This is a genomic window from Streptomyces sp. NPDC020192 (assembly GCF_044388685.1).
Lineage (GTDB): Bacteria > Actinomycetota > Actinomycetes > Streptomycetales > Streptomycetaceae > Streptomyces.
The window spans coordinates 27,474-48,532 of the sequence record NZ_JBIRXG010000040.1; the positions used below are offsets into that span (position 1 = coordinate 27,474).

Consider the following 21,059-nt stretch of genomic DNA (forward strand, 5'->3'; position numbering starts at 1 on the left):
AGGGAAACGGAAGGAGAGCGTTGGGGACGACGGCCGTGCCTCCCCTCACAGAGGTACGGCCGCCGTTGGCTTTCAGGGGGTGAAGGTGAGGGTGGTGAGGTGTTGTTCGCCGGTGAGGATGACGCGGAGGTCGTGGACACCGGTGGGCTGGTGATCGGTGAGGTCGGCGAGGACGGTGGTCCAGGTGCGGCGGTCGCCGGTGGAGGGGACCGTGACGGCGGTCAGCAGGCGGTCGCTGGTCCAGAGTTGGAGCTGGGCGGTGCCGGGGGCGGTGCGGGAGACCTGGAGGGCGACGGAGCCGGCGCCGGTGAGGTCGACGTCGCGGAAGAGGAGTTCGCCGTGGTCGGCGGTGGGGGTGACGGCGTCGCCGTGGGTGGGGGTGGCGTCGACGAGGGTGATGTTCTCGTAGTCGTCGAAGTCGGTGGCGTGCAGCGGGACTTCGAGGACGCGGCGAGGCTCCGGTGCGGGGCCGGTGACGGTGAGGGTGGCGCTGCGGACCGGCCGGCTTGCCGAGCGGGCGGTGATCAGTTCGTAGCGGCCTGGGTGGACGGTCAAGGCGCTGGTGGCCACGTCCCAGTGGGCGAGGGCGTCGGTGGCGGGGAGGGTGAACTCGAGCTCGGTGGCCTCGCCTGCCGCGAGGCGGACTTTGCGGTAGGCGGCGAGGCGGAGCTGGGGCGCGTGGTAGCGGGCGTCGAGGTGGCGGGTGTAGAGCTGGACGGTTTCGGTGCCGGGGCGGGTGCCGGTGTTGGTCACGGTGAGGGTGGCGGTGATCTCCCCGTTTGCGTCCAACTCGATGTGGCGGAGCTTGAGTTCGCCGTAGTCGAAGGTGGTGTAGGACAGGCCGTGGCCGAAGGGGTAGAGGGGCGCGGTCTGGTGGTACTGGTAGGTCCAGCCGGCCTTGATGATGTCGTAGTCGAGGGGTGCGGGGAGTTCGTCGTCGCTGCGGTACCAGGTCTGGGGGAGGCGGCCGGTGGCGTCGGTGTCGCCGCGCAGGACGGCGGCGAGGGCGCGGCCGGTCTCCTGGCCGGCGTGGGAGGTCCAGACGACGGCGGGCAGGTGCTGGTCGGCCCAGTTCACCGCGTAGGGGTAGCTGGACATGACGACGAGAACGGTGTCGGGTTGGACGGCGGCGACTTCGCGCAGCAGCCGGTCCTGCTGCGGGGGAAGCCGCAGCCCGGCGCGGTCCTGGGTCTCGCGGCCGTTGATGTGAGGGTCGTTGCCGAGCACGACGATGGTCACGTCCGCGGCTTGGGCGGCGGCGACGGCTGAGATGATGCCGTCGCGGACGGTGGTGCGAGTGAACCGCAGGGCCTGCTCGGGGGTGTCGGCGGTCATGGTCAGCTCGCCGGTGGCGGGGTCGGCCTGGGCGTAGCGGCCGGTGAACTGGTTGCGCAGCACCTCGGTGCCGTCGGTGGCGGGTTCGAGGTGGAAGGTCTCGTGGACGAACCAGTCGCCGGGCTGGTCGCGGTTGGCGGTGACGCGCTGGTCGGCGTCGCGCAGGGAGGCGTACCGGCCGGTGGCGGCGGAGCGGAGGGTAAGCACGCCCAGGTCCCAGTCGAACAGGTCGAACTGGGCGGCGGCGTCCGTGTCCTGGGCCTGGCCGAGCACCAGCAGGCCGTCCTCGCCCACGGCGGTGACCGCTTGTCCGTCGGTGGTGCGCAGCACGATCCGGTCCACGCCCTCGACCCCTTCGACGCCGAGGCCGTCGGAAACGGTGACGCGGTAGGGGTGGGTGCCGCTGTACCAGTCCTCGAACAGGGTGCAGGCCAGCGGCCCGACCACCGCGATCCGCCGCTCCGGAGCCAGCGGCAGTAGCCCGGTGTTCTTGAGCAGCACCACCTGTTCGGTGGCGGCGCGCAGCGTCAGGGCCTGGTGTGCGGGGGAGTTGACGACGTCCCAGCCGATCCCGGCGTAGGGGTCGAGGTCGGGGTCGAACTCGCCGAGGCGGAAGCGGATCGACAGCTGGCGGCGCACCGCCCGGTCGATGTCGTCCTGGGTCAGCAGGCCGCGCTCGAGGGCGGCGGTGATCCGGCCGATGGTGACGGCGCTGTCCTCGCCGTGGTCGGTGAAGGAGTCGATGCCGGCCTTGAGCGCGGCGGCGTGGGAGGCGGCGTGGTCGTCGAAGTAGTGCTCCGGGTCGACCAGGTTGGAGGGGGCTTCGGCGTCGCTGACGACGAACAGCTCGTGGCCGGTGGGCTCGGCCCAGCGGCGCAGCTCCTGCTCGAGCAGGGGGCTGACGTGGCAGGGGCGGCCGTTGACGAGGTTGTAGGCGGCCATGACGCCGGTCGCCGCGCCGGTGGCGATGGCCGGGCGGAAGGCGGCCAGGTCGTACTCGTGCAGTACCCGGGGCCGAATCGCCGAGGAGGTGGTGCAGCGGTCGTCCTCGTTGTTGTAGGCGAGGAAGTGCTTGAGCACCGGGGCCGTGCGCAGGTACGTCGGGTGGTCGCCGGTCATGCCCCGGCAGAACGCCGTCCCCAGCCGGGCGGACAGCAGCGGGTCCTCGGAGTAGCCCTCCTCGTTGCGGCCCCAGCGCGGATCCCGCAGCAGGTTCACCACCGGCGCCCACCCCTGCAGGCTGTTGCGGCCGGTGCCGATGACGGGCGGCCGGTGGTGGTGGAACGCCCGCTGCTCGACGGAGATCGCCGCCGCCACCTCACGGACCAGGTCATCGTCCCAGGTCGCGCCCAGGCCCACGGCCTGCGGGAAGGTGGTGGCCTCGCCCAGCCACGACACGCCGTGCAGGGTCTCGGTGCCGGTGCGGAACTCGGCGACCCCGAGACGCGGGATCGCGGGCGAGTACTGGTGCAGCATCGCGATCCGCTCCTCGAGGGTCAGCCGGGAGAGCAGGTCCTCGACGCGCTCGGCGAGCGGGAGCCCTGGATCGCGGAAGGGCAGCGTGACGGCAGCAGTGCTCACAGGTGGAAGTCCCTTGCAGGTGTGTGTGAGGCAGGGTGGTACGCCCCGGACGGCAGGGCCAGATGGCCGGCTCCGGTGGTCCGAGGGCGGTGGTGAGGATGGCGTGTTGAAGCGCTTCGACGCTGGCATGCACCCAAAGGGCTGTCAAGAGAAAGTTTCCAAGAAAGTCCTGTTCATAGTGGTGGGAGGATTTTCTGCCGCGCCTCTTGCATCGTGCGTGAAGCCACCCTTAACCTCGCGGCAACATTGAAGCGCTTCGACGCTCCGCAGGGACGCGACGACAACCTGCCGGTTGCCTGCATGTCGACGGTTCCGTTCGCGCCGTCTCCGCCGCACCGTCGCACACCCGCACGTCGCTCGATACGGATCGTCACCGGCGAAGGGCCGCCCACCATGAGCATCGCAATGAACCGCAGAGCCTTCGTGAACGGCGCAGTCGCCGTCGCCGGGGCTGCTGCCCTGTCACCCCTGCTGTCCGCCTGCGGCGGCGGCTCCTCCCGCAGCAAGGGCGGGACCAACTCGAAGAGCGGTTTGAGCGCCGCCCTGCCGGACTACGTGCCGGGACAGGCCGTCAAGCCCGACATCCCCTCGGTGCGGGGAGCGGCAGGCGCGTTCACCGACCCGGGCTTCCTCACCTACCCGGCCAAGCAGATCTCGACGGTGTCCGGCACCCCGGGCAAGGGCGGCAGCTACACCGCGGTCACCCCCCTCTGGGGGACCATCCCGCCGGCCAACAACTCGTTCTACCAGGCCGTCAACAAGGCGCTGGGCGTGAACCTCACCATCAAGCCGGCCAACGGCGTCAACTACAACACCATCGTCCCGACGATGACCGCGTCGAAGAAGCTGCCGGACTGGATCCAGCTGCCCACCTGGTGGAACGCGGCGTTCAACATGGGGGAGCTGGCCGGTACCCAGCTGGCGGACCTTACGCCGTACCTGGCGGGGGACAAGATCAAGAAGTATCCGAACCTGGCCGCCATACCCACCTTCGCCTGGCAGGTCGGAGCCTGGGAGGACAAGCTCTACGGCATCCCGTGCAACGCCAGCGGCATGTCGCTGGCCGGCCATGTCTTCTACCGGGCCGACATCCTGGAGTCGAAGGGCATCACCGCCGACCAGGTCAGGTCCGCCGACGACTACATGAGCCTGGGCAAGGAACTGACCAGCGCCAAGGCCGGCGTGTGGGCGTTCGGCGACGTGTGGACCTACCTGTCCCTCTCCTGGGGGCTCCCGCCCGGGTGGACGGTCAAGGGCGGGAAGCTGGTCCACGGCTACGAGTTGCCCGAGTTCCTGGAGGCACTCGACTGGCACTACAAGCTCGCCAAGTCCGGCTATGTGCACCCCGACGCCCTGGCCGGCAACGTCAACGCCAGTGCCACCCGCTTCTACGCGGGCAAGGAACTGATCCAGGGCGGCGGCACCGGCGCCTGGAACCTGTCGGACCACCAGTCCGGCACCGCCGCGAACAAGAACTACCGGCGCGGGGCGTTCAACGTCATCGCCGCCGACGGGAAGTCCAACCCGCAGATCTTCCTCGGCGCCGCCACCGGCGTCATCAGCTACCTCAACGCCAAGCTCTCCCCGGACCAGATCGAGGAACTGCTGGCTGTCGCCAACTATCTTGCGGCGCCCTACGGTTCGACCGAGTACACGATGATCACGTACGGCGCCGAGGGCGTCCACCACACGATGGTGAACGGGATGCCCAGCTACACGGACGAGGGCAAGAAGTACGCCCAGCCCACCACCTACGACTTCCTCGCCGCGCCCCCGCAGGTGATCAGCAACCCCGGTGCCGACCAGGTGACCAAGGACTACACGTCCTGGTTCGCCCGCACCGCCCCGCACGTCTACAAGCCGGTGTTCTACGGCATGAACATCACCGTGCCGCAGCGGTACGCCACCGCGGCCGCCGCGCAGTCGGTCGTGGACACCATCGTCGAGGTCTCCCACGGCCTGAAGAAGGTCTCCGACTTCCAGGCCGCCGTGTCCTCCTGGAAGTCCAGCGGCGGCGACCAGTTGAAGAACTGGTATCAGACCGAAGTCCTGGACAAGTACGGCACCGGCCAGTAGCAGACGACGTCAGGCGGCGGGCCGCTCGGCTCGCCGCGGAGCGAGGAGGAACGGTGGCCGGCACGTTCACCACCAAGACGAAGAAGGTCAGCGGAGGCAGCTCCGGCGGCACCGAACCGGCGGCCGGCGCGGAGCCGGACGCCGACGGCCGCGCCCGGCCGAGGACGCGGCCCGGGCGGGCCCAGGAGGGCGGACTGACCTGGCGGCTGCGCCTGCGCCGGGACAGGTCGTTGATCCTGATGACCCTGCCGGCCGTCGCGCTGCTGCTGGTCTTCAACTACGCGCCGCTGTTCGGCCTGATCACCGCGTTCGAGTACTACGACCCGCTGGTCGGCGTGCTCCACAGCGACTGGGCCGGGCTCGACCAGTTCCGGATGCTGTTCAACGACCCGCTGTTCTGGGGTGCGCTGCGCAACACCCTCTGGCTGAGCTTCGTGCAACTGGTGCTGTTCTTCCCGATCCCGATCGCGCTGGCCCTGGTGCTCAACTCGGTGACGAGCGAGCGGCTGCGGAACTTCATCCAGTCGGTCGTCTACCTGCCGCACTTCTTCTCCTGGGTGCTGGCCATCACCATCTTCCAGCAGATGCTCGGGGGCGCTGGGGTGCTCAACCACTTCCTCGCCCAGCACAACCTGGTCACCTGGGACGTGATGACCAACCCGCACACCTTCGCGCTGCTGGTCACCTCGCAGGCGGTGTGGAAGGAGGCCGGCTGGGGCATCATCGTGTTCCTCGCGGCGCTGGCCGCGATCGACCAGAACCTCTACGAGGCCGCCGCGGTCGACGGCGCGGGCCGGTGGCGCCGGATGTGGCACATCACCCTGCCCGGCATGCGCGGCGTCATCGTGCTGATGCTGGTGCTGCGGCTGGGCAACGCGCTCACCGTCGGCTTCGAGCAGTTCCTGATCCAGCGCGACGCCGTCGGCCACGACACGGCGGACGTGCTGGACACGTTCTCCTTCTACTACGGCATCACCACCAACAACTACAGCTACGGCGCCGCCGCCGGGCTGTTCAAGAGTGTGATCTCGCTGCTGCTGATCTGGGGCGCCAACAGGATCGCGCACGCCTTCGGTGAGGACGGGTTGTACCGGAAATGAGTCAGACGCTGACGCACACTCAGAACCGGCCCGCGCTTCGGCCCGACCGCAACAAGGGCCGCCCTGCGTGGGACGAGAAGCCCGGCGCCGCCGGACAGACCCTCAAGGGCGGCGTGCTGCTCCTGGTCCTCGCCGTCGTACTGGTGCCGCTCTGGATCGTGGTGCTGACCAGCTTCTCCACCAGCGGGGCGATCAACCGCGCGGGTGGCCTGGTGCTGGTCCCCGACGGCCTCACCCTGGACGCCTACCGTGCGGTGCTCGGGGACGGCCCGGTCACCAGGGCCGTGCTGGTGAGCCTGGTGATCACCGCGGTCGGCACCCTCCTGTCGATGGTCGTCTCGGTGCTCTGCGCCTACGGCCTCTCCCGCTCGCGCTCGTTCGGACACCGCACCATCCTCATGGTGCTGATCGTCACCATGTTCGTCAGCGGCGGACTGATCCCCACCTACTTGGTCGTCACCGGCCTCGGCGGCTACGGCCAGTACTGGGCGCTGATCCTGCCCGGCGCGGTCTCCGTCTTCAACATCCTGGTGCTGCGCGCCTTCTACTCCGGCACGGCGGCCGACCTCATCGACGCGGCCCGCATGGACGGGTGCAGCCAGTGGCGCATCCTGTGGTCGGTGGTACTGCCCACCTCGCGCGCGGTCACCGCGGTGATCGCCCTGTTCTACGCGGTCGGCTACTGGAACTCCTTCTTCAACGTCATGCTCTACATGCCGACCGAGAGCGCCAAGTGGCCGCTGCAGTACGTGCTGCTCCAGTACGTCAGCTACGGCCAGTCCATCCCCGGCACCACCAACTCCGGGTTCGGGTCGCTGCATCAGCAGAGCGCACCGCTGTCCCTGCAGATGGCGGTGGTGGTGCTGACGCTGGTCCCCATCCTGCTCGTCTACCCGTTCATGCAGAAGCACTTCAAGACCGGTGTGCTCACCGGCGCCATCAAGGGCTGACGGCACGTCAGCGACAGAACGAGAGAGGGAACCACCGGCATGGTGACACTGGCCGAGGTGGCCAAGGCCGCGTGGTGCCCGCGCGCCGGCGCGATCGACCACCACGCCGTGCACGTCCGGGAGCCGCACGGCGGGGAGGCGCAGTCGCTGCACGCCGACGCGATCATCGACGTCCGCCCGGATGCCTTCGACGTGCAGCTGATGTACTGCCCGCAGCACGTCACCCTGGAGATGGGAGGCACGCTCAGCGTGCCCGGCAGCCGTCTGCGGCGGATCAACGAGACCGACACCGGCCGCTACCGGAACCTGCTGGGGCAGGACCGGCTGGTCTGCCCGGCGCGCACGGGGGTGTTTGTGCACCACGGCCTCTGGCGTGGCGGGCGGCGCAACGACAGCGACGTGACCCGTTACATGTTCAAGATCCGCTTCAATCCGACCGTCCGCCAACGCCTGCTGTGGGACACGTCCGACCTGGACGACCCCCGGGTCACCGTCGAACTGAGGGCGTGGTTCCCCTGGTACGAGCAGGCGACCGGCCGCCTCGAGCCGTACACCGGGTCCTGCTGTGGCGGGCGCTCACCGGGGACGACAGCTTCGACCTCGACCACTGGGCGACCAGGGTCGCCAACCGCCCCCAGGAGGCAGCACGAGACCACCGCCGCTCTCCGCGACGGTCGGCGGCTGTTCCAGGCTGCCCAGTTGTTGCCGCCCTACCCGGGACACGAGTACGACGTCTCCTTCCTCAAGTGCGAGTTCTTCTTCGAGAGGCTCCACGAGGTCCCGGAGACCGGGGCGTAGGCACCACCCGCCCAGCCGTGCCGCCCCGCCACACCCAGGAGCTCCCCTGTGTCGCACGTCATCCTCTCGTCCGTCACCTCCAACTCGCTCCACCCGGAGGAACACCCCATGCCGTTCACCGACTTCGGACTTGACGAACTCGTCCGCTACCGCCCTGAGTCAGCCGCCCCGCTCGACTTCGACGCGTTCTGGCAGCACACCCTCGACGACGCCCGGGCACGGGCCGGGGCCATCAAGACGGAACCGGTCACCGACCGGCACCGGCTGCGCACCATCGAGGTGGACGACGTGCGCTTCCCCGGCTGGAACGGCGAACCGGTGGCCGCGTGGCTGCTGCGCCCGCGTGGCGCCGAAGGCCCGTTGCCGGTCGTCGTCACCTACGTCGGATACACCGGCGGCAGGGGCCTGCCCACCGAGCACCTGTTCTGGTCCGCGGCGGGCTTCGCCCAGCTCGTCGTCGACAGCCGCGGCCAGGGCCACGACACCCCGGACCGAACCCTGGGCGACGGCACGCAGTGGGTCGAGGGATTCATGACCCGCGGCATCGACTCGCCCGAGAACTACTACTACCGGCGCCTGATCACCGACTGCGTGCGCGCCGTGGACGCCGTCGCAGAGCTGCCCGGCCTCGACCCCAACCGGATCGTGGTGGCCGGCGGCAGCCAGGGCGGCGGACTGGCCCTCGCCGTCGCCGGGCTCACCGGGGACCGCGTGGCTGCGGTGATGCCGGACGTCCCGTTCCTGTGCCACTACCGCCAGGGCGCGCAGACATCCCTGGACGGCCCGTACCAGGAGCTCGTCAAGTACCTGCGCTGGCACAGCCGGCACCGCGTGCAGCCGACCTTCGCCACCCTCGACTACTTCGACGGCGTCCACTTCGCCCAGCGGGCCACCGCGCCGGCGCTGTTCAGCGTCGGTCTGATGGACCCGGTCTGCCCGCCCCGGACGGTCTACGCCGCGTTCAACCACTACGCGGGCGAGGACCGCACCATGACCGTCTGGCCCTTCGCCGACCACGCCGGCGGCTGCGGCTCCAACCCGCCCGTCCAGCTGTCCTGGCTGCACGACCGCGGGCTGGCGCCGGAGCTGTGACCGCCCTGCCCGATCACCGAGAGAACAGTGAGGTGCGCCGCATGAGTAGGTTGGCCTTCCCGGAACTGCCGCCCGGCTTCCGGTTCGGCGCCGCCACCGCCGCGTACCAGATCGAGGGCGCTCACGACGAGGACGGCCGCGGCCTGTCCATCTGGGACACCTACAGCCACACCCCGGGCCGTACCCTCGGCGGCGCCACCGGCGACACCGCCTGCGACCACTACCACCGCTACCCCGAGGACGTCGCCCTGCTCCGCGAACTCGGCGTCGACGGCTATCGCTTCTCGATCTCCTGGCCGCGCCTGCTGCCCGACGGTACCGGAGCGGTCAACCCGAAGGGCCTGGACTTCTACGACCGGCTGATCGACGAACTGCTCGCCGCCGGGATCGCGCCCGCCGCCACCCTCTACCACTGGGACCTGCCCCAGGCCCTGGAAGAGCGCGGTGGCTGGCGCGTCCGGGAGACCGCCGAGGCGTTCGCGGACTATGCGGCCCTTGCCGCCGAGCGCTACGGGGACCGGGTGGAGCGTTGGATCACTCTCAACGAGCCGTTCTGCTCCGCCTTCGTCGGCTATGCCGAGGGCCGGCACGCGCCCGGCGCGCGGGAGGGCGGTGGGGCCCTGGCGGCCGCGCACCACCTGCTGGTCGCCCACGGCCTGGCCGTGCGGGAGCTGCGTGCCGCCGGCGCCCGTGAGGTCGGCATCACGCTCAACCTCGACTGCCTGCATGCCGCCTCCGGCCGGTGCGAGGACCTCGCAGCCCTGCGCCGGGCCGAGGTGCTGCACAACGAGTTCTGGACGGAGCCGCTGTTCGCCGGGCGCTACCCCGAGCACGAGGCCGAGACCTGGGAGGGCCTGGCCGACGGCCCCTGGCGCCGGCCGGGGGACCTGCAACTGATCGGCGCACCAATGGACTTCGTCGGCATCAACTTCTACCGGCCGATCACCGTCGAGGCCGCCCCGCACCGCGAGGACGACCCCGAACTGCGCACCGCCATGGACATCGGCGTCGCCGAGCCGAACCCGTACGGCACCCGGCTCACCACCATGGGCTGGCCCGTCGTCCCGTCCGCGCTCACCGAACTGCTCTGCGGACTCCACGCCCGCTACCCGCAGCTCCCGCCGGTCTGGATCACCGAGAACGGCTCCGCCGAGGACGACACCGTCGCCCCCGACGGCCTCGTCCACGACGCGGAACGGATCGACTACCTCGCCGGCCACCTCACCGCCGTCGCCGACGCCATCGCAGCCGGCGTCGACGTGCGCGGCTACTACGTCTGGTCCCTGCTGGACAACTTCGAGTGGGCCCGCGGCTACGAGCAGCGCTTCGGCCTGGTCCGCGTCGACTACGACACCCTGACCCGAATCCCCAAGGACAGTTACCACTGGTACCGGGGCCTGATCACCGCGCACCGTGCGCGGACGGAGGAACCTGCCCGATGAAGTTCACCGACGGCTACTGGCTGATGCGCCCGGGCGTCACCGCGCGCTACTCCACTGAGGTCGCCGATGTCCGCACCGGCGAGGACCGGATGACCCTCTACGCGCCCGTCAAGCACGTGCGCGGCCGCGGTGGCACGCTCAACAGCCCGCTGCTGACCGTCGAGTGCTGGTCGCCGGCCGAGGGCGTGATCGGGGTGCGCACCACGCACCACGCCGGCTCGGTACGCCGAGGACCGCAGTTCGACCTCCCGGGTGCGGAGCAGGGGGTCGGCAAGGTGCACCGCGAGGGCGAGGCGGTGCAGCTCAGCTCCGGTGACCTCACGCTGCGGGTGGACACCTCCCAGCCGTGGCGGCTGGAGTTCACCGCCGGCGGCCGGGTACTGACCACGGTGGGCGAGCGCGGCACGGGGTTCGTCACCGACGCCGAAGGCCGCCACCACATGTTCGGCCAGCTCTCGCTGGGTGTCGGCGAGTTGGTGTACGGGCTCGGGGAGCGGTTCACGCCGTTCGTCCGCAACGGGCAGGTGGTGGACATCTGGCAGGCCGACGGTGGCACCAGCAGCGAACAGGCCTACAAGAACGTCCCGTTCCACCTGACCAACCGCGGGTACGGCGTCTTCGTCAACCACCCCGGCAAGGTCAGCTACGAGGTCGGATCGGAGTCGGTCGGGCAGGTGCAGTTCAGCGTCGAGGACCAGTCGCTGGAGTACTTCATCGTCCACGGCCCGACCCCGAAGCAGATCCTGGAGCGCTACACCGCGCTCACCGGCCGCCCCGCACTGCCCCCGGCCTGGGCCCTGGGCCTGTGGCTGACCACCTCGTTCACCACCGACTACGACGAGGCCACGGTCAACCGCTTCGTCGGCGGCATGGCCGAACGCGGTATCCCGCTGAGCGTGTTCCACCTCGACTGCTTCTGGATGCGCGAGTACCAGTGGTGCGACTTCGACTGGGACTCCGACACCTTCCCCGACCCGGCCGGGATGCTGGCCCGGCTCAAGCAGCAGGGCCTGCGCATCTCCGCCTGGATCAACCCCTACATCGCCCAGAAGTCCGCGCTGTTCGCCGAGGGCATGCGCGAGGGCCACCTGGTGCGCCGCCCGGACGGCAGCGTCTGGCAGTGGGACCTGTGGCAGCCCGGAATGGCCCTGGTGGACTTCACCAACCCCGCCGCCCGCGACTGGTACACCGGCAAGCTGCGCACTCTGCTGGACCTCGGTGTGGACTGCTTCAAGACCGACTTCGGCGAGCGCATCCCCACAGACGTCGTCTGGCACGACCGCTCCGACCCGGAGCTGATGCACAACTACTACACCCACCTCTACAACCAGGCCGTCTTCGAGCTGCTGCGCGAGGAGCGCGGTGAGGGCGAGGCTCTGCTCTTCGCTCGGTCCGCCACCGCGGGCGACCAGCAGTACCCGGTGCACTGGGGCGGGGACTGCGAATCGCACTTCAACGCCATGGCGGAGTCGCTGCGCGGGGGCCTGTCCCTGGGCCTGTCCGGCTTCGGCTTCTGGAGCCACGACATCGGCGGCTTCGAGGGCACCCCTACCCCCACCGTTTTCAAGCGCTGGGTGCAGTTCGGCCTGCTCTCCTCGCACAGCCGCCTGCACGGCAGCAAGTCCTACCGCGTGCCGTGGGACTACGGTGAGGAGGCCGTCGAGGTCACCCGCGAGTTCACCCTCCTCAAGCACCGCCTCGCGCCCTACCTCCAGTACGCCGCCCAGCAGGCGCACGCCACCGGCGTGCCGGTGATGCGCGCCATGGTGCTGGAGTTCCCCGACGACCCCGCCGCCGCCGCGCTCGACCGGCAGTACCTGCTCGGCGACGACCTGCTCGTCGCACCGGTCTTCACCGACGACGGCACGGTCGAGTACTACGTCCCCGAGGGCACCTGGACGAACTTCCTGACCGGCGACCAGGTCACCGGCCCGCGCTGGGTACGCGAACAGCACGGCTTCCACACCCTGCCGCTGCTCGCCCGCCCCGACTCCGTCGTCCCCCTCGCCGCCGACGACCAGCACCCGGTCTCCGCCTGGGCCGAGGGCGTGGAACTGCGGGTGCACGCCTTCACCGACGGCGCCGAGCGCACCGTGGTGATCCCGAACACCGACGGCCCCGGCCGGACCGCCGTCTTCCACCTGCGCCGCGAGGGTGGCCTGCTGCGGGTGACCACCGACAGCCCGCACCCCTGGCAGCTGCGCATCGGCGGCCCGGACGGCGTCCTGCACGTCAGCCCGCCCGGCACCGCGGAGGCCGAGCTGCCCTACCCGGGCTGAGGCCGGCCCAAGGAAGCGCGAGGCCCCGCGCGCCCCCGCAAGGGCGTGCGAAGGCCCTGCCCCCTCCAAACCCGGCACCCGGAGGTGTCCGTGCAGAGCCGCACCAAACGTCATCTCACGCCCGCCGCGCTCGACGCCCTACTGCGCGGCTCCATCGGCCTGGGGTGCCGTCTGGAGCACGAGCTGACCGACGGCTGGTTCAACAGCGCCTACCGCGTGCTGCTGGATGATGGCCGGCCCGCCGTCGTCAAGCTTGCGCCACCGGCCGACGCACCGGTACTGCGGCACGAGCGGGGCATCCTCGGGACGGAGACGATGGTCCGCCGGCGGCTCGCAGCCCTGCCGGAAGGCACAGTTCCGGTGCCCGAACTGCTCCACGCGGACGAGGAGTTCATCGTCCTGTCGCTCCTGGAGGGAACTCCGTGGGACAAGGCGGGCGAGCAGCTCTCCGCCGACGCGGGGGCCCTGCTCCGCCGGGAACTGGGCGCGATCACCGCCCGACTGCACACCCTGGCCCCGGCTGACGGCCTCTTCGGCTACCCGGCCGCTGAGTCCGGTCTGTCCGCCGCAGCCTGGCGCACGGCCTTCAGCGCCATGGTCGAGGCCCTGCTCGACGACGCCGACCGCTGGCGCTCGCCGTTGGCCGTGTCGTCATCGGACATCCGCTCGACCACGAGCAGGCCTTCTGGGGCGACCCGGCCGCCGAGCTGGTCTCCCTGGCCTTCGGCGGCGGCAGCGGCCCGGACAGCGACCTCGCCACCGGTTACACCCAAGCAGGCGGCAGCCTGGACTTCAGCCCCGCCCTCCGGCACCGAGTGGCGCTCTACCAGCTCTACCTGGCCCTTCTGCCGGTCGTGGAGCGCGCCCCGCGCGGCTACGGGGAGGACCACCTCGCATGCTGCCGCCGAATGCTCGCCGACTCCGTCGCCCGGCTCCGGGCGCTGGGATGGACAGCCTTGGATCCGGGTCGTTGCTCCTGCTGTGGAAAGCGCAGACGGCGTCGGTGATCGGCGACCGGCCGTACTCACCCGCCACTTGAGAAGAACAGAGGAAACGCCTTGTCCTACAGCATTGTCGCGGGCGGTCTGGAGCGGCACACCGCCGCAGAGATCCTCCGCATCGAGCCCTGGGGACCGGACGCCGTCCGGGTGCGGGCCTCGTCCGGGACCATCGACCCCGCCGCCCCCGGTGCGCTGGAGAACCCCGCGCCCTGCCCGCACGCCGAACTGTCCGTATCGGACGACGGCTGTGCCCGCCTGGTCAACGGCCTCGTCGCTGTCGAGGCCTCGGCGGACGGCGGGCTGAGGTTCTGCCACGCCGTCTCGGGCCGCGAACTCCTCGCCGAGAGGAGCCCGTACGCGCATCACACAGGCTCTCGCGTCCACGCGGCGGGCGGCCGGACAGAACAGTCCTTCGAGGCCTACGACGGTGAACGGCTGCACGGCCTGGGGCAGCATCTGCACGGGCGCCTGGACCAGAAGGGCTGTGTGATCGACCTCGTCCAGGCCAACACCGTGGCGGCCATCCCCTTTCTGCACTCCTCGCGCGGCTACGGACTGCTGTGGAACAACCCCGCCACGGGCCGTGTCGAACTGGGTGCCGACACCACCCGGTGGACCGCCGACGCCGGCGGGCGCGTCGACTACTGGATCACCGCCGGCGACACCCCGGCCCGGATCCTGGACTCCTACACCCGGGCCACCGGACGCCCGCCGCTCCTGCCCGAGTGGGCGTCCGGATTCTGGCAGTCGAAGCTGCGCTACCGCACCCAGGACGAACTCCTGGCGGTGGTACGGGAGTACAAGCAGCGGGGACTGCCGCTGTCCGTCATCGTCTGCGACTTCTTCCACTGGTCCAGGATGGGCGACTGGCGATTCGAGGAGAGCGAGTGGCCCGACCCGGCCGCCATGGTCGACGAGCTGACGGACCTCGGGGTGAAACTCGCCGTCTCGGTGTGGCCCACCGTCGAGCCCGGCAGTGACACGTACGACGAACTGCGCTCGGCCGGACACCTCGTACGGGACACCGACGGCGGCCTGCTCACCTTCCCGTGGCCGTCCCGGTACGGCGGAGATGCGCTGATACGCCCGATGGCGTACTACGACGCCACCCACCCCGGAGCACGCGCCGCACTGTGGCAGCGGCTGAACGACAACTACCGTTCGCTGGGTGTGGCGTGCTTCTGGCTGGACGCTTGCGAGCCCGACCTGCCGCGCGATCACTCCGACCGCGCCGTCTACGCCGCCGGGCCGGCCGCCGCGGCCGCGAACCTCTACCCCCTGCTGCACGCTCGCGCGGTCGCCGACGGCCTGCGCGCGGCGGGCGAGGACCGGCCGCTGTCGCTGATCCGCTCCGCGTGGGCGGGCAGCCAGCGGTACGGGGCCCTGCTGTGGTCCGGCGACATCCCCACCACCTTCGACTCCTTCGCGCGCCAGATCAGGGCCGGGCTGAACGTCGCGATGAGCGGCATCCCCTGGTGGAACACCGACATCGGCGGCTTCTTCGGCGGCAACCCGGACGACCCCGCGTACCGCGAACTGCTGATCCGGTGGTTCCAGTACGGCACCTTCAGCCCCGTCATGCGGCTGCACGGGGACAGGAAGCCCAACCACCCCACCTTCTCCACGGACATGACCGGCGGGCCGAACGAGGTCTGGTCGTACGGGGAGGAGGCGTACGGCATCCTCCGCGACCACCTGTTGCTGCGCGAGCGCCTGCGCCCATACCTGCGGCGGCTGTCCGAGGACGCCCACCGCACCGGCGCCCCGCCGATGCGCCCCCTGTTCTTCGACTTCCCCGAGGACGAGCGCGCCTGGGAGGTGGACGACCAGTTCCTGCTCGGCCCCGACGTGTTGGTGGCACCCGTGTACGAGGCGGGCGCCCGGGCCCGCCGGGTGTATCTGCCGTCCGGCACCCGCTGGCTCGACCCGGTCACCGGAGACGTCGTGGAGGGCGGAACGACGCTCGACGCGCAGGCCCCACTGGAACGCATCCCCGTCTTCGTACGGCAAGGGGCCGACGTCGCAGCCCGGCTCGGCTGACCTCCCATGCCGGTAGCCGGACCGCTGCCCCATCGCCCCGGCCGAGGCCACCGTGCGTCGTATCCTCCAGCGCATCGACGGCGACGCGCTGGGATACGGCCGTCGGAAGTTGGCTCGCCAGGCGCGAACGCGCCGCCGGCCAGGGAGGAGAACGACCGTGACCGGCCCCTGCCCTCCCTCGCCGTGGACGGCAAGACCCTGCGCGGTACCCGCCGCACCCGAAGTCACGAACTCCCGCCATCTGACGGAGCGTCAGCCAAGGACACTCACGAAAGCGCTCCTGACCAGCAGGAATAGCGAACTGCAACTGGAGTACTGGTAGGACTCCGTTAGGTCTGTGTGTTGACCTTCTTCAGGGGCACCGTGAGCATGTGGACGCACATGAAGTGAACCGTGTCCGGGCGACGTTGGCGCTGGGATCCGGTTCCGGTGCGCCGGCGGATCGCCGAGCGGCTGGTTCCTCAGATCAGCCCGGACGCCTGGGCGGTCGACGACGTGTCGTTCCCCAAGGACGGCAGGATGTCGGTGGGGGTGGCTCCTCAGTACTGCGGTGCGCTGGGCAAGCAGGCCAACTGCCAGGTTGCGGTCAGCGTGCACGCGGTCTCCGATGCGGCCTCGTGCCCGCTGAACTGGCGGCTGTTCCTGCCCCAGGAATGGGCGGATGACGCCGTCCGGCGCCGGCGGACCGGCATGCCGGAAGACGTCGGGCATCGGGAGAAGTGGCGCCTGGCGCTGGACGCCCTGGACGAACTGGCCGGATGGGGACTGGTGCCGCCGGTCGTGGTGGCCGATGCGGGCTACGGCCAGAACGCGGACTTCCGTGCCGCCCTGGCCGGGCGGGGACACGCGTACGTGGTCGGCATCCGTGGTGATCTGACCGTCCAGCCGCATGACGCAGTCCCTGATACCCCGGCTTGGTCCGGCAACGGCCGGCGGCCGGTTCCCCGCTACCGGCAGCCGGCAATGACGGTGGCGGAACTGGCAGCGGCCGCCGGACGGGAAGCCTTCGAGGAGGTGACCTGGCGGGAAGGCTCGCGCGGCCCGATGGCCTTCCGCTTCCTCGCGGTGCGGGTCCGGCCGGCCGGGGTGCGCCCGCGTCGGCTGGCCCGGGCGGCCGCGGTGGCCGGCCACGGCGCTGGGACGGTGTCCTGCCCCAGGTGCGGCTGCTGGCCGAGTGGCCCGACGGCGAGGACGAACCGACCCGGTTCTGGCTGTCCGACCTGCCCGCCACCACCCCGATCCCGGAACTGGTCCGCCTGGCGAAGATCCGCTGGCGCATCGAGCACGACTACCGCGAACTCAAGCACGGCCTGGGACTGGACCACTTCGAAGGCCGCTCCTGGCCGGGCGGGCACCACCACGCCACCCTGGTCACCGCCGCTCACGCGTTCCTCACCGAGCAGCGGCTGGCCCCAAAAGCCGACACAACGGACTCACCCTCTACCAGATCCTCGACGCCCTCCAGGACCTGCTGAACTGCGCCGCCCCGGGCGATGAGGTCGCTGAAAAGGGCTCTCAGCGCCTCGCCCGCGGGGGTGAAGGTGTTCATCAAAGGGCCCTGGGCGAGGGCGTTGGCGGCCAGCAGCGCCGAGACCGGCCGGCGCTCGCGGTCGTAGTCGGACACCCCGTCGACCAGCGCGTCCGGGGCCCAGCCGTGGTGCTCGGCGGCGAGCTTCCAGGCCAGGTTGGTGGCGTCCTGGAGCCCGGCGTTGAGGCCCTGGCCGCCCGCGGGCAGATGGATGTGCGCGGCGTCACCGGCGAGCAGCACCCGCCCGGACCGGTACCGGTCGGCGTGCCGGGTGCTGTCCGTCGCCTGCGAGATCCACGCGGCGGCGCGTACGCCGCAGTCGGTGCCGGTGATCCGCCGCAGCGTGGCGCGCAGCTCCGCCAGTGGCAGCGGCCGCGCGCGCCGCTCCCGCACCTGCTCGGCGGTGAGGCCGGTGTCGGCCGCCTCCGTGCCGAAGACGCGGTACAGGCCGTCGGTCAGCGGCAGGACGCTCACGTTGCCGGTCTCGCGGTACCAGCGGTGCACCGGCCCGACGGGCGGATCGGCCGCTCCACGTCGGCGGCGAAGGCGACGAGGGTGGGCGGGGTGCCGGGGAAGCCGATGCCCGCCAGCCTGCGGACCAGGCTGTGGGCGCCGTCCGCGCCGACCACGTAACGGGCCTCGCACACCCCCTTCGGGGTGTGCACCCGCACCGTGTCCGCGTCCTGTTCGAGCCCGGTGACGGGCCGCCCGTAGTGCACGGGGACGCCGCGGTCCCGCAGGTGGTCGGCGAGCGCCCGCTCGGTGCGCGCCTGCGGGATCGGCAAGGCGAACGGGAAGGGTGTGTCCAGCGCCGAGTAGTCCAGCATCGACGGCAGTGCCGCGAAGTGCGCGTGCGGCGTCGGCCGCCCCTGGTCGAGCAGGATGTCGGACATGCGCCTGCCGTCGGCCCCCAGCATGTGGCGAGCACCTCCAGCGTGCGGGGGTGCACCGTGGTGGCCTTCGAGTGCACGCTGGGCCCCTCGTCGCGCTCGAAGACCTGGACGGCCACTCCGGCGGCGTCCAGCAGTGCCGCGGTCGGCAGCCCGACCGGACCGGCCCCCGCCACGGCGACATCGGTGTTCACCGGCCGGCTTCCCGCGGGCACAGCAGCAGGATCCCGGCGGTCAGGCCGGTGGTGGACGCGGCGTGAAGGGCGAGCGCCGTGCGGTTGGGCGCCCACACGCCGGTGGTCGGCCCGCCGGACCACATGGCCGCCGTGAAACCCGGCCGCCGCGGCGGCCATCCCCCGCCACATCGCGCGCCCGCGCCGCGGCCCCGCAGGACGCCGATCGCGACGGTGCCCAGCGCCCCGGCGGTGATCAGGGTCTCCCGCGCCATGTGGTACTGCACATGGCCCTTGCCGTGGCGCACCTCCGGGACGCGGTAGGTGTCGTCCGTGATGTGGGTGACGGTCTGCCAGAGCGAGGGCAGGGCGGCCGCGATGCCCTCGGCGGTGACCAAGGCGCCGATGTTCTCCCGAGCAGCCCTCATGCCCCCGCTGTAAGACGCAGACCGAACTGCGGCTGGTGCCACCGCTGTCCGCGGAGCGCCGGCGCCGCTCAACGACGACCTCCGCACCGTGCTGCTCGCCCTGGAGAGCGACGGCCACTGCCGCCCTCGCGCCGTCGTCCGGGACCTTGTACCAGGACAGGTGGGCACGGGCGAGGGGGCGGTCGGCTCGGCGGCCAGGGTGTCGCCGTCCGTGCCCGCGTCCGACGCGGTCGAGGGGACGGGCACCACATAAGCGCGCAGGCTCGTGTCCCCGGCCGGTCGCCGCACGGCGCTGACCGCCGCCTCGAACACGCGCGGGTGGGTCTCCAGGAGCCGCTCGACCTCGCCCGGCACCACGTTCCGCCCGCCGATCACCTCGACGTCGTCGAGCCGCCCGTGGACGCGCACGACCCCGTCCTCGTCGAGCGACGCCAGGTCCCCGGTCGGCCACCAGGTGTCGGTGAGCTGATCGGGGCCGGGGCTGCTCCGGGCGACGCCGCGGGTGGCGGGAGTACCTCCCCTGCGCTCGTCACCTGCCGCAGTCGGCCGAGCACCTCGGCGCGGCCGGGCTCCAGCAGCAGCCGCGCCAGGAAGCTCGGCTGCGCGAACAGGGTGGTGACCCGGTGGCGGCCCACCCGGCCCGCGCGGTCAGGAACGTTCGAGGGCCGGGTGCAGCGCCTCGCGGATCCTGGCCGCGGCCGCCTTGGCGGCGGTGTCGAAACGGCGGCTCAGGGCGTAGAAGTTGAGGTAGCCGTGGACGAGGTCCGCCTCGCGGTGCAGCGTCACGGGGACTCTGGCCGCCTTGAGATGGCCGGCGAAGGCCTCCCCCTCGTCGCGCAGCGGGTCGAAGCCGGCGGTGGTGACGGTGGCGGGCGCCGTGTCGGGGTGGACCTCGGCGAGCAGCGGGGAGAGAGCCGGATCGGAGTGGTCGGCGCCGGGCGCGTACTGCTCCTTGAACCACTCGATCTCCGCGTCCGTCAGCACGAAACCCTCGGCGAACAGGGACCGCGAGGGGTGCCGGGTGGTCAAGTCGGCCGCGGGATAGAACAGGACCTGGTGGACGGGGCCGGGGCCGCCCCGTTCGGCGAGCGTCTGGCACAGCACGGCCGAGAGGTGGGCGCCGGCGCTGTCGCCGCCGACGGCGATACGGGACGGGTCGGCATCCAGCTCCCCGGCGTGTTCCCGGGCCCAGGCGAAGGCGGCCAGGGCGTCGTGCCAGGCGGCCGGATGCGGGTGTTCGGGGGCCAGGCGGTAGTCGACGGACAGGATCGCGGTGCCGGAGTGGTGGGCGAGGAAGCGCAGCACCGCGTCGTAGGAGTCGATGCTGCCGATGACCCACCCGCCGCCGTGGAACCAGACCAGCAGTGGCCCGGGGCCCGAACGCCCGCCGGGCTGGTAGAGCCGGGCGCGCAGGGGCTGTTCCCCCGTGGGGATGGTGATGTCGCGGCTGCGCACCGAGGGGATGGGGGCACCGCGCAGCAGGGGCGCACCGTCCTCCATGGCCTTGCGGGAGGCCGCGGGGGACGCGTCGACGACCATGCGGGTGCCGGTGCGCCGGCCGAGCACGGCCATGAGTTGGGCGTCGAGGGCGAGGGTCTGCCCGTCGATGCTGATGGGGGCGCCCGCGAGACGCCGCTTGAGCGCGGTGGGCAGCCGGAACACGGTACGCATCACCTGCCGCTGGACACGGGCACGCGGCGGCAGGGGGCGGGGGGTCACGTCGGGGGATGGCATGGGGGTCACTCCGGAAGGTGGTGAAGCATCAGCTCTCTGGCGTGCCGTCCTGCGGGGTACCGGCCGCGGGGTGGCGGCCTCCCGCGGGCCGTGCCCGGCTCGGGGTCGCCGAGCCGGGCACGGCGCCGGACGGGCGGGTGCGGACAACGTACCTCGCGGTCAGTTCCTGTGCGTGCGGGCCCTGTTGGGCCGGGTGTGCGGCACCCTGGCGGGGGTGGCGGCGTGGGCCCGCGGTCGTAGCGGGGCGTCGGTCAGCCCAGCCGGTGCGCGTCGCGCCGCTGCGCGGCGGTCAGGCAGCGGTACGGCATCGGGGCGGAACTCGCGGAGCGGGGCCTTCCCCGGTTCTGAGTTTCGGCGGATCCATCACGCCTCCGGGCCCGGGCGGCAAGCGGAGAGTGCTGTTGACCTGCAACGATGGGACTTGTCGAGGATCCTGTCAGTTGCGAGGAAAGAAGCACTCTCCAGTGAAGTAGCGTAGCGGGTTGTATCCGCGTGTCCGTGTCGAGGGCGGCGGCCGTGGGGTGGTCTTGCAGGCCGGGTCGGTGCTGCTGGTCGGGACGGTCCGCAAGTGCGGTCTGGAGGCCGCGATATCGGCGGTGCTGAAGCCGTGGC

The 21,059-nt window shown here is 71.3% G+C and carries 13 protein-coding genes and 3 pseudogenes; 9 read left to right on the top strand and 7 right to left on the bottom strand.

All coding sequences use genetic code 11. The features are described 5' to 3' along the window. Positions 1-72: 72 nt before the first annotated feature. Positions 73-2,916, bottom strand: a complete 2,844-nt coding sequence (locus tag ACH47Z_RS41560) for a glycoside hydrolase family 3 C-terminal domain-containing protein (protein WP_399083996.1) — start codon at positions 2,914-2,916, stop codon at positions 73-75. A 393-nt stretch (positions 2,917-3,309) separates the two neighbouring features. Here ACH47Z_RS41560 and ACH47Z_RS41565 point away from each other — a divergent pair, with 393 nt between their 5' ends. The 7 genes and pseudogenes from ACH47Z_RS41565 (at position 3,310) to yicI (ending at position 12,653) form a co-directional block, all read left to right on the top strand. Continuing rightward, positions 3,310-4,992: a Tat pathway signal sequence domain protein gene (locus ACH47Z_RS41565; RefSeq protein WP_399083999.1), complete on the top strand. Its 1,683-nt coding sequence runs from the start codon at positions 3,310-3,312 to the stop codon at positions 4,990-4,992. 53 nt (positions 4,993-5,045) lie between these two features. Beyond that, a complete protein-coding gene (locus tag ACH47Z_RS41570; RefSeq protein ID WP_399084002.1) occupies positions 5,046-6,092 on the top strand; it encodes an ABC transporter permease in 1,047 nt (348 codons plus the stop codon). Beyond that, entirely contained in the window at positions 6,089-7,042 is a 954-nt protein-coding gene (locus ACH47Z_RS41575) for a carbohydrate ABC transporter permease (RefSeq protein WP_399084005.1), read from the top strand. Before ACH47Z_RS41570 ends, ACH47Z_RS41575 begins: the two co-directional genes overlap by 4 nt. 93 nt (positions 7,043-7,135) lie before the next feature. Continuing rightward, positions 7,136-7,677 (top strand): annotated as a pseudogene (locus ACH47Z_RS41580) (phytanoyl-CoA dioxygenase); the annotation flags it as partial. A gap of 271 nt (positions 7,678-7,948) precedes the next feature. Beyond that, complete coding sequence (locus ACH47Z_RS41585) at positions 7,949-8,932, top strand: acetylxylan esterase (protein ID WP_399084040.1); 984 nt, start codon at positions 7,949-7,951, stop codon at positions 8,930-8,932. Positions 8,933-8,973: 41 nt separating this feature from the next. Further along, the gene (locus ACH47Z_RS41590; protein WP_399084008.1) at positions 8,974-10,374 is read left to right on the top strand and encodes a GH1 family beta-glucosidase; all 1,401 of its coding nucleotides are present in this window, start codon (positions 8,974-8,976) and stop codon (positions 10,372-10,374) included. Next, the gene (gene yicI, locus ACH47Z_RS41595; RefSeq protein ID WP_399084011.1) at positions 10,371-12,653 is read left to right on the top strand and encodes an alpha-xylosidase; all 2,283 of its coding nucleotides are present in this window, start codon (positions 10,371-10,373) and stop codon (positions 12,651-12,653) included. Before ACH47Z_RS41590 ends, yicI begins: the two co-directional genes overlap by 4 nt. Positions 12,654-13,189: 536 nt before the next feature. Here the strand turns inward: yicI and ACH47Z_RS41600 are convergent. Beyond that, complete coding sequence (locus ACH47Z_RS41600) at positions 13,190-13,426, bottom strand: hypothetical protein (protein ID WP_399084014.1); 237 nt, start codon at positions 13,424-13,426, stop codon at positions 13,190-13,192. Positions 13,427-13,711: 285 nt separating this feature from the next. On the opposite strand from ACH47Z_RS41600, the gene ACH47Z_RS41605 reads away from it, so the two are divergent. Continuing rightward, the gene (locus tag ACH47Z_RS41605; protein ID WP_399084017.1) at positions 13,712-15,694 is read left to right on the top strand and encodes a TIM-barrel domain-containing protein; all 1,983 of its coding nucleotides are present in this window, start codon (positions 13,712-13,714) and stop codon (positions 15,692-15,694) included. Positions 15,695-16,108: 414 nt separating this feature from the next. Further along, positions 16,109-17,169, top strand: a pseudogene (locus ACH47Z_RS41610) (IS701 family transposase); the annotation flags it as partial. On the opposite strand, the gene ACH47Z_RS41615 reads toward ACH47Z_RS41610, so the two are convergent. The 5 genes and pseudogenes from ACH47Z_RS41615 to ACH47Z_RS41635 all read right to left on the bottom strand — a co-directional run bounded on the left by ACH47Z_RS41615 (position 17,076) and on the right by ACH47Z_RS41635 (position 20,447). Further along, a complete protein-coding gene (locus ACH47Z_RS41615) occupies positions 17,076-17,726 on the bottom strand; it encodes an FAD-dependent monooxygenase (RefSeq protein WP_399084020.1) in 651 nt (216 codons plus the stop codon). The pseudogene ACH47Z_RS41610 and the gene ACH47Z_RS41615 overlap by 94 nt on opposite strands. After that, entirely contained in the window at positions 17,693-18,139 is a 447-nt protein-coding gene (locus ACH47Z_RS41620) for an FAD-dependent monooxygenase (RefSeq protein ID WP_399084023.1), read from the bottom strand. The genes ACH47Z_RS41615 and ACH47Z_RS41620 overlap by 34 nt, the downstream gene beginning before the upstream one ends. A 14-nt stretch (positions 18,140-18,153) precedes the next feature. After that, positions 18,154-18,402: pseudogene (locus tag ACH47Z_RS41625) on the bottom strand (FAD-dependent monooxygenase); the annotation flags it as partial. Further along, positions 18,303-19,121, bottom strand: a complete 819-nt coding sequence (locus ACH47Z_RS41630; RefSeq protein WP_399084026.1) for a hypothetical protein — start codon at positions 19,119-19,121, stop codon at positions 18,303-18,305. The pseudogene ACH47Z_RS41625 and the gene ACH47Z_RS41630, both read right to left, overlap by 100 nt. 240 nt (positions 19,122-19,361) lie before the next feature. Then, positions 19,362-20,447 carry an alpha/beta hydrolase gene (locus tag ACH47Z_RS41635; RefSeq protein ID WP_399084029.1) on the bottom strand — a complete coding sequence of 362 codons (1,086 nt, stop codon included), beginning with the start codon at positions 20,445-20,447 and terminating at the stop codon, positions 19,362-19,364. Positions 20,448-21,059 lie beyond the last annotated feature (612 nt).

Coding starts and splice junctions, on each gene's coding strand:
- ACH47Z_RS41565 (WP_399083999.1), top strand. CDS start 3,310: ATGAGCATCGCAATGAACCGCAGAGCCTTCGTGAACGGCGCAGTCGCC.
- ACH47Z_RS41575 (WP_399084005.1), top strand. CDS start 6,089: ATGAGTCAGACGCTGACGCACACTCAGAACCGGCCCGCGCTTCGGCCC.
- ACH47Z_RS41585 (WP_399084040.1), top strand. CDS start 7,949: ATGCCGTTCACCGACTTCGGACTTGACGAACTCGTCCGCTACCGCCCT.
- ACH47Z_RS41590 (WP_399084008.1), top strand. CDS start 8,974: ATGAGTAGGTTGGCCTTCCCGGAACTGCCGCCCGGCTTCCGGTTCGGC.
- yicI (WP_399084011.1), top strand. CDS start 10,371: ATGAAGTTCACCGACGGCTACTGGCTGATGCGCCCGGGCGTCACCGCG.
- ACH47Z_RS41620 (WP_399084023.1), bottom strand. CDS start 18,139: ATGCTGGGGGCCGACGGCAGGCGCATGTCCGACATCCTGCTCGACCAG.
- ACH47Z_RS41635 (WP_399084029.1), bottom strand. CDS start 20,447: ATGCCATCCCCCGACGTGACCCCCCGCCCCCTGCCGCCGCGTGCCCGT.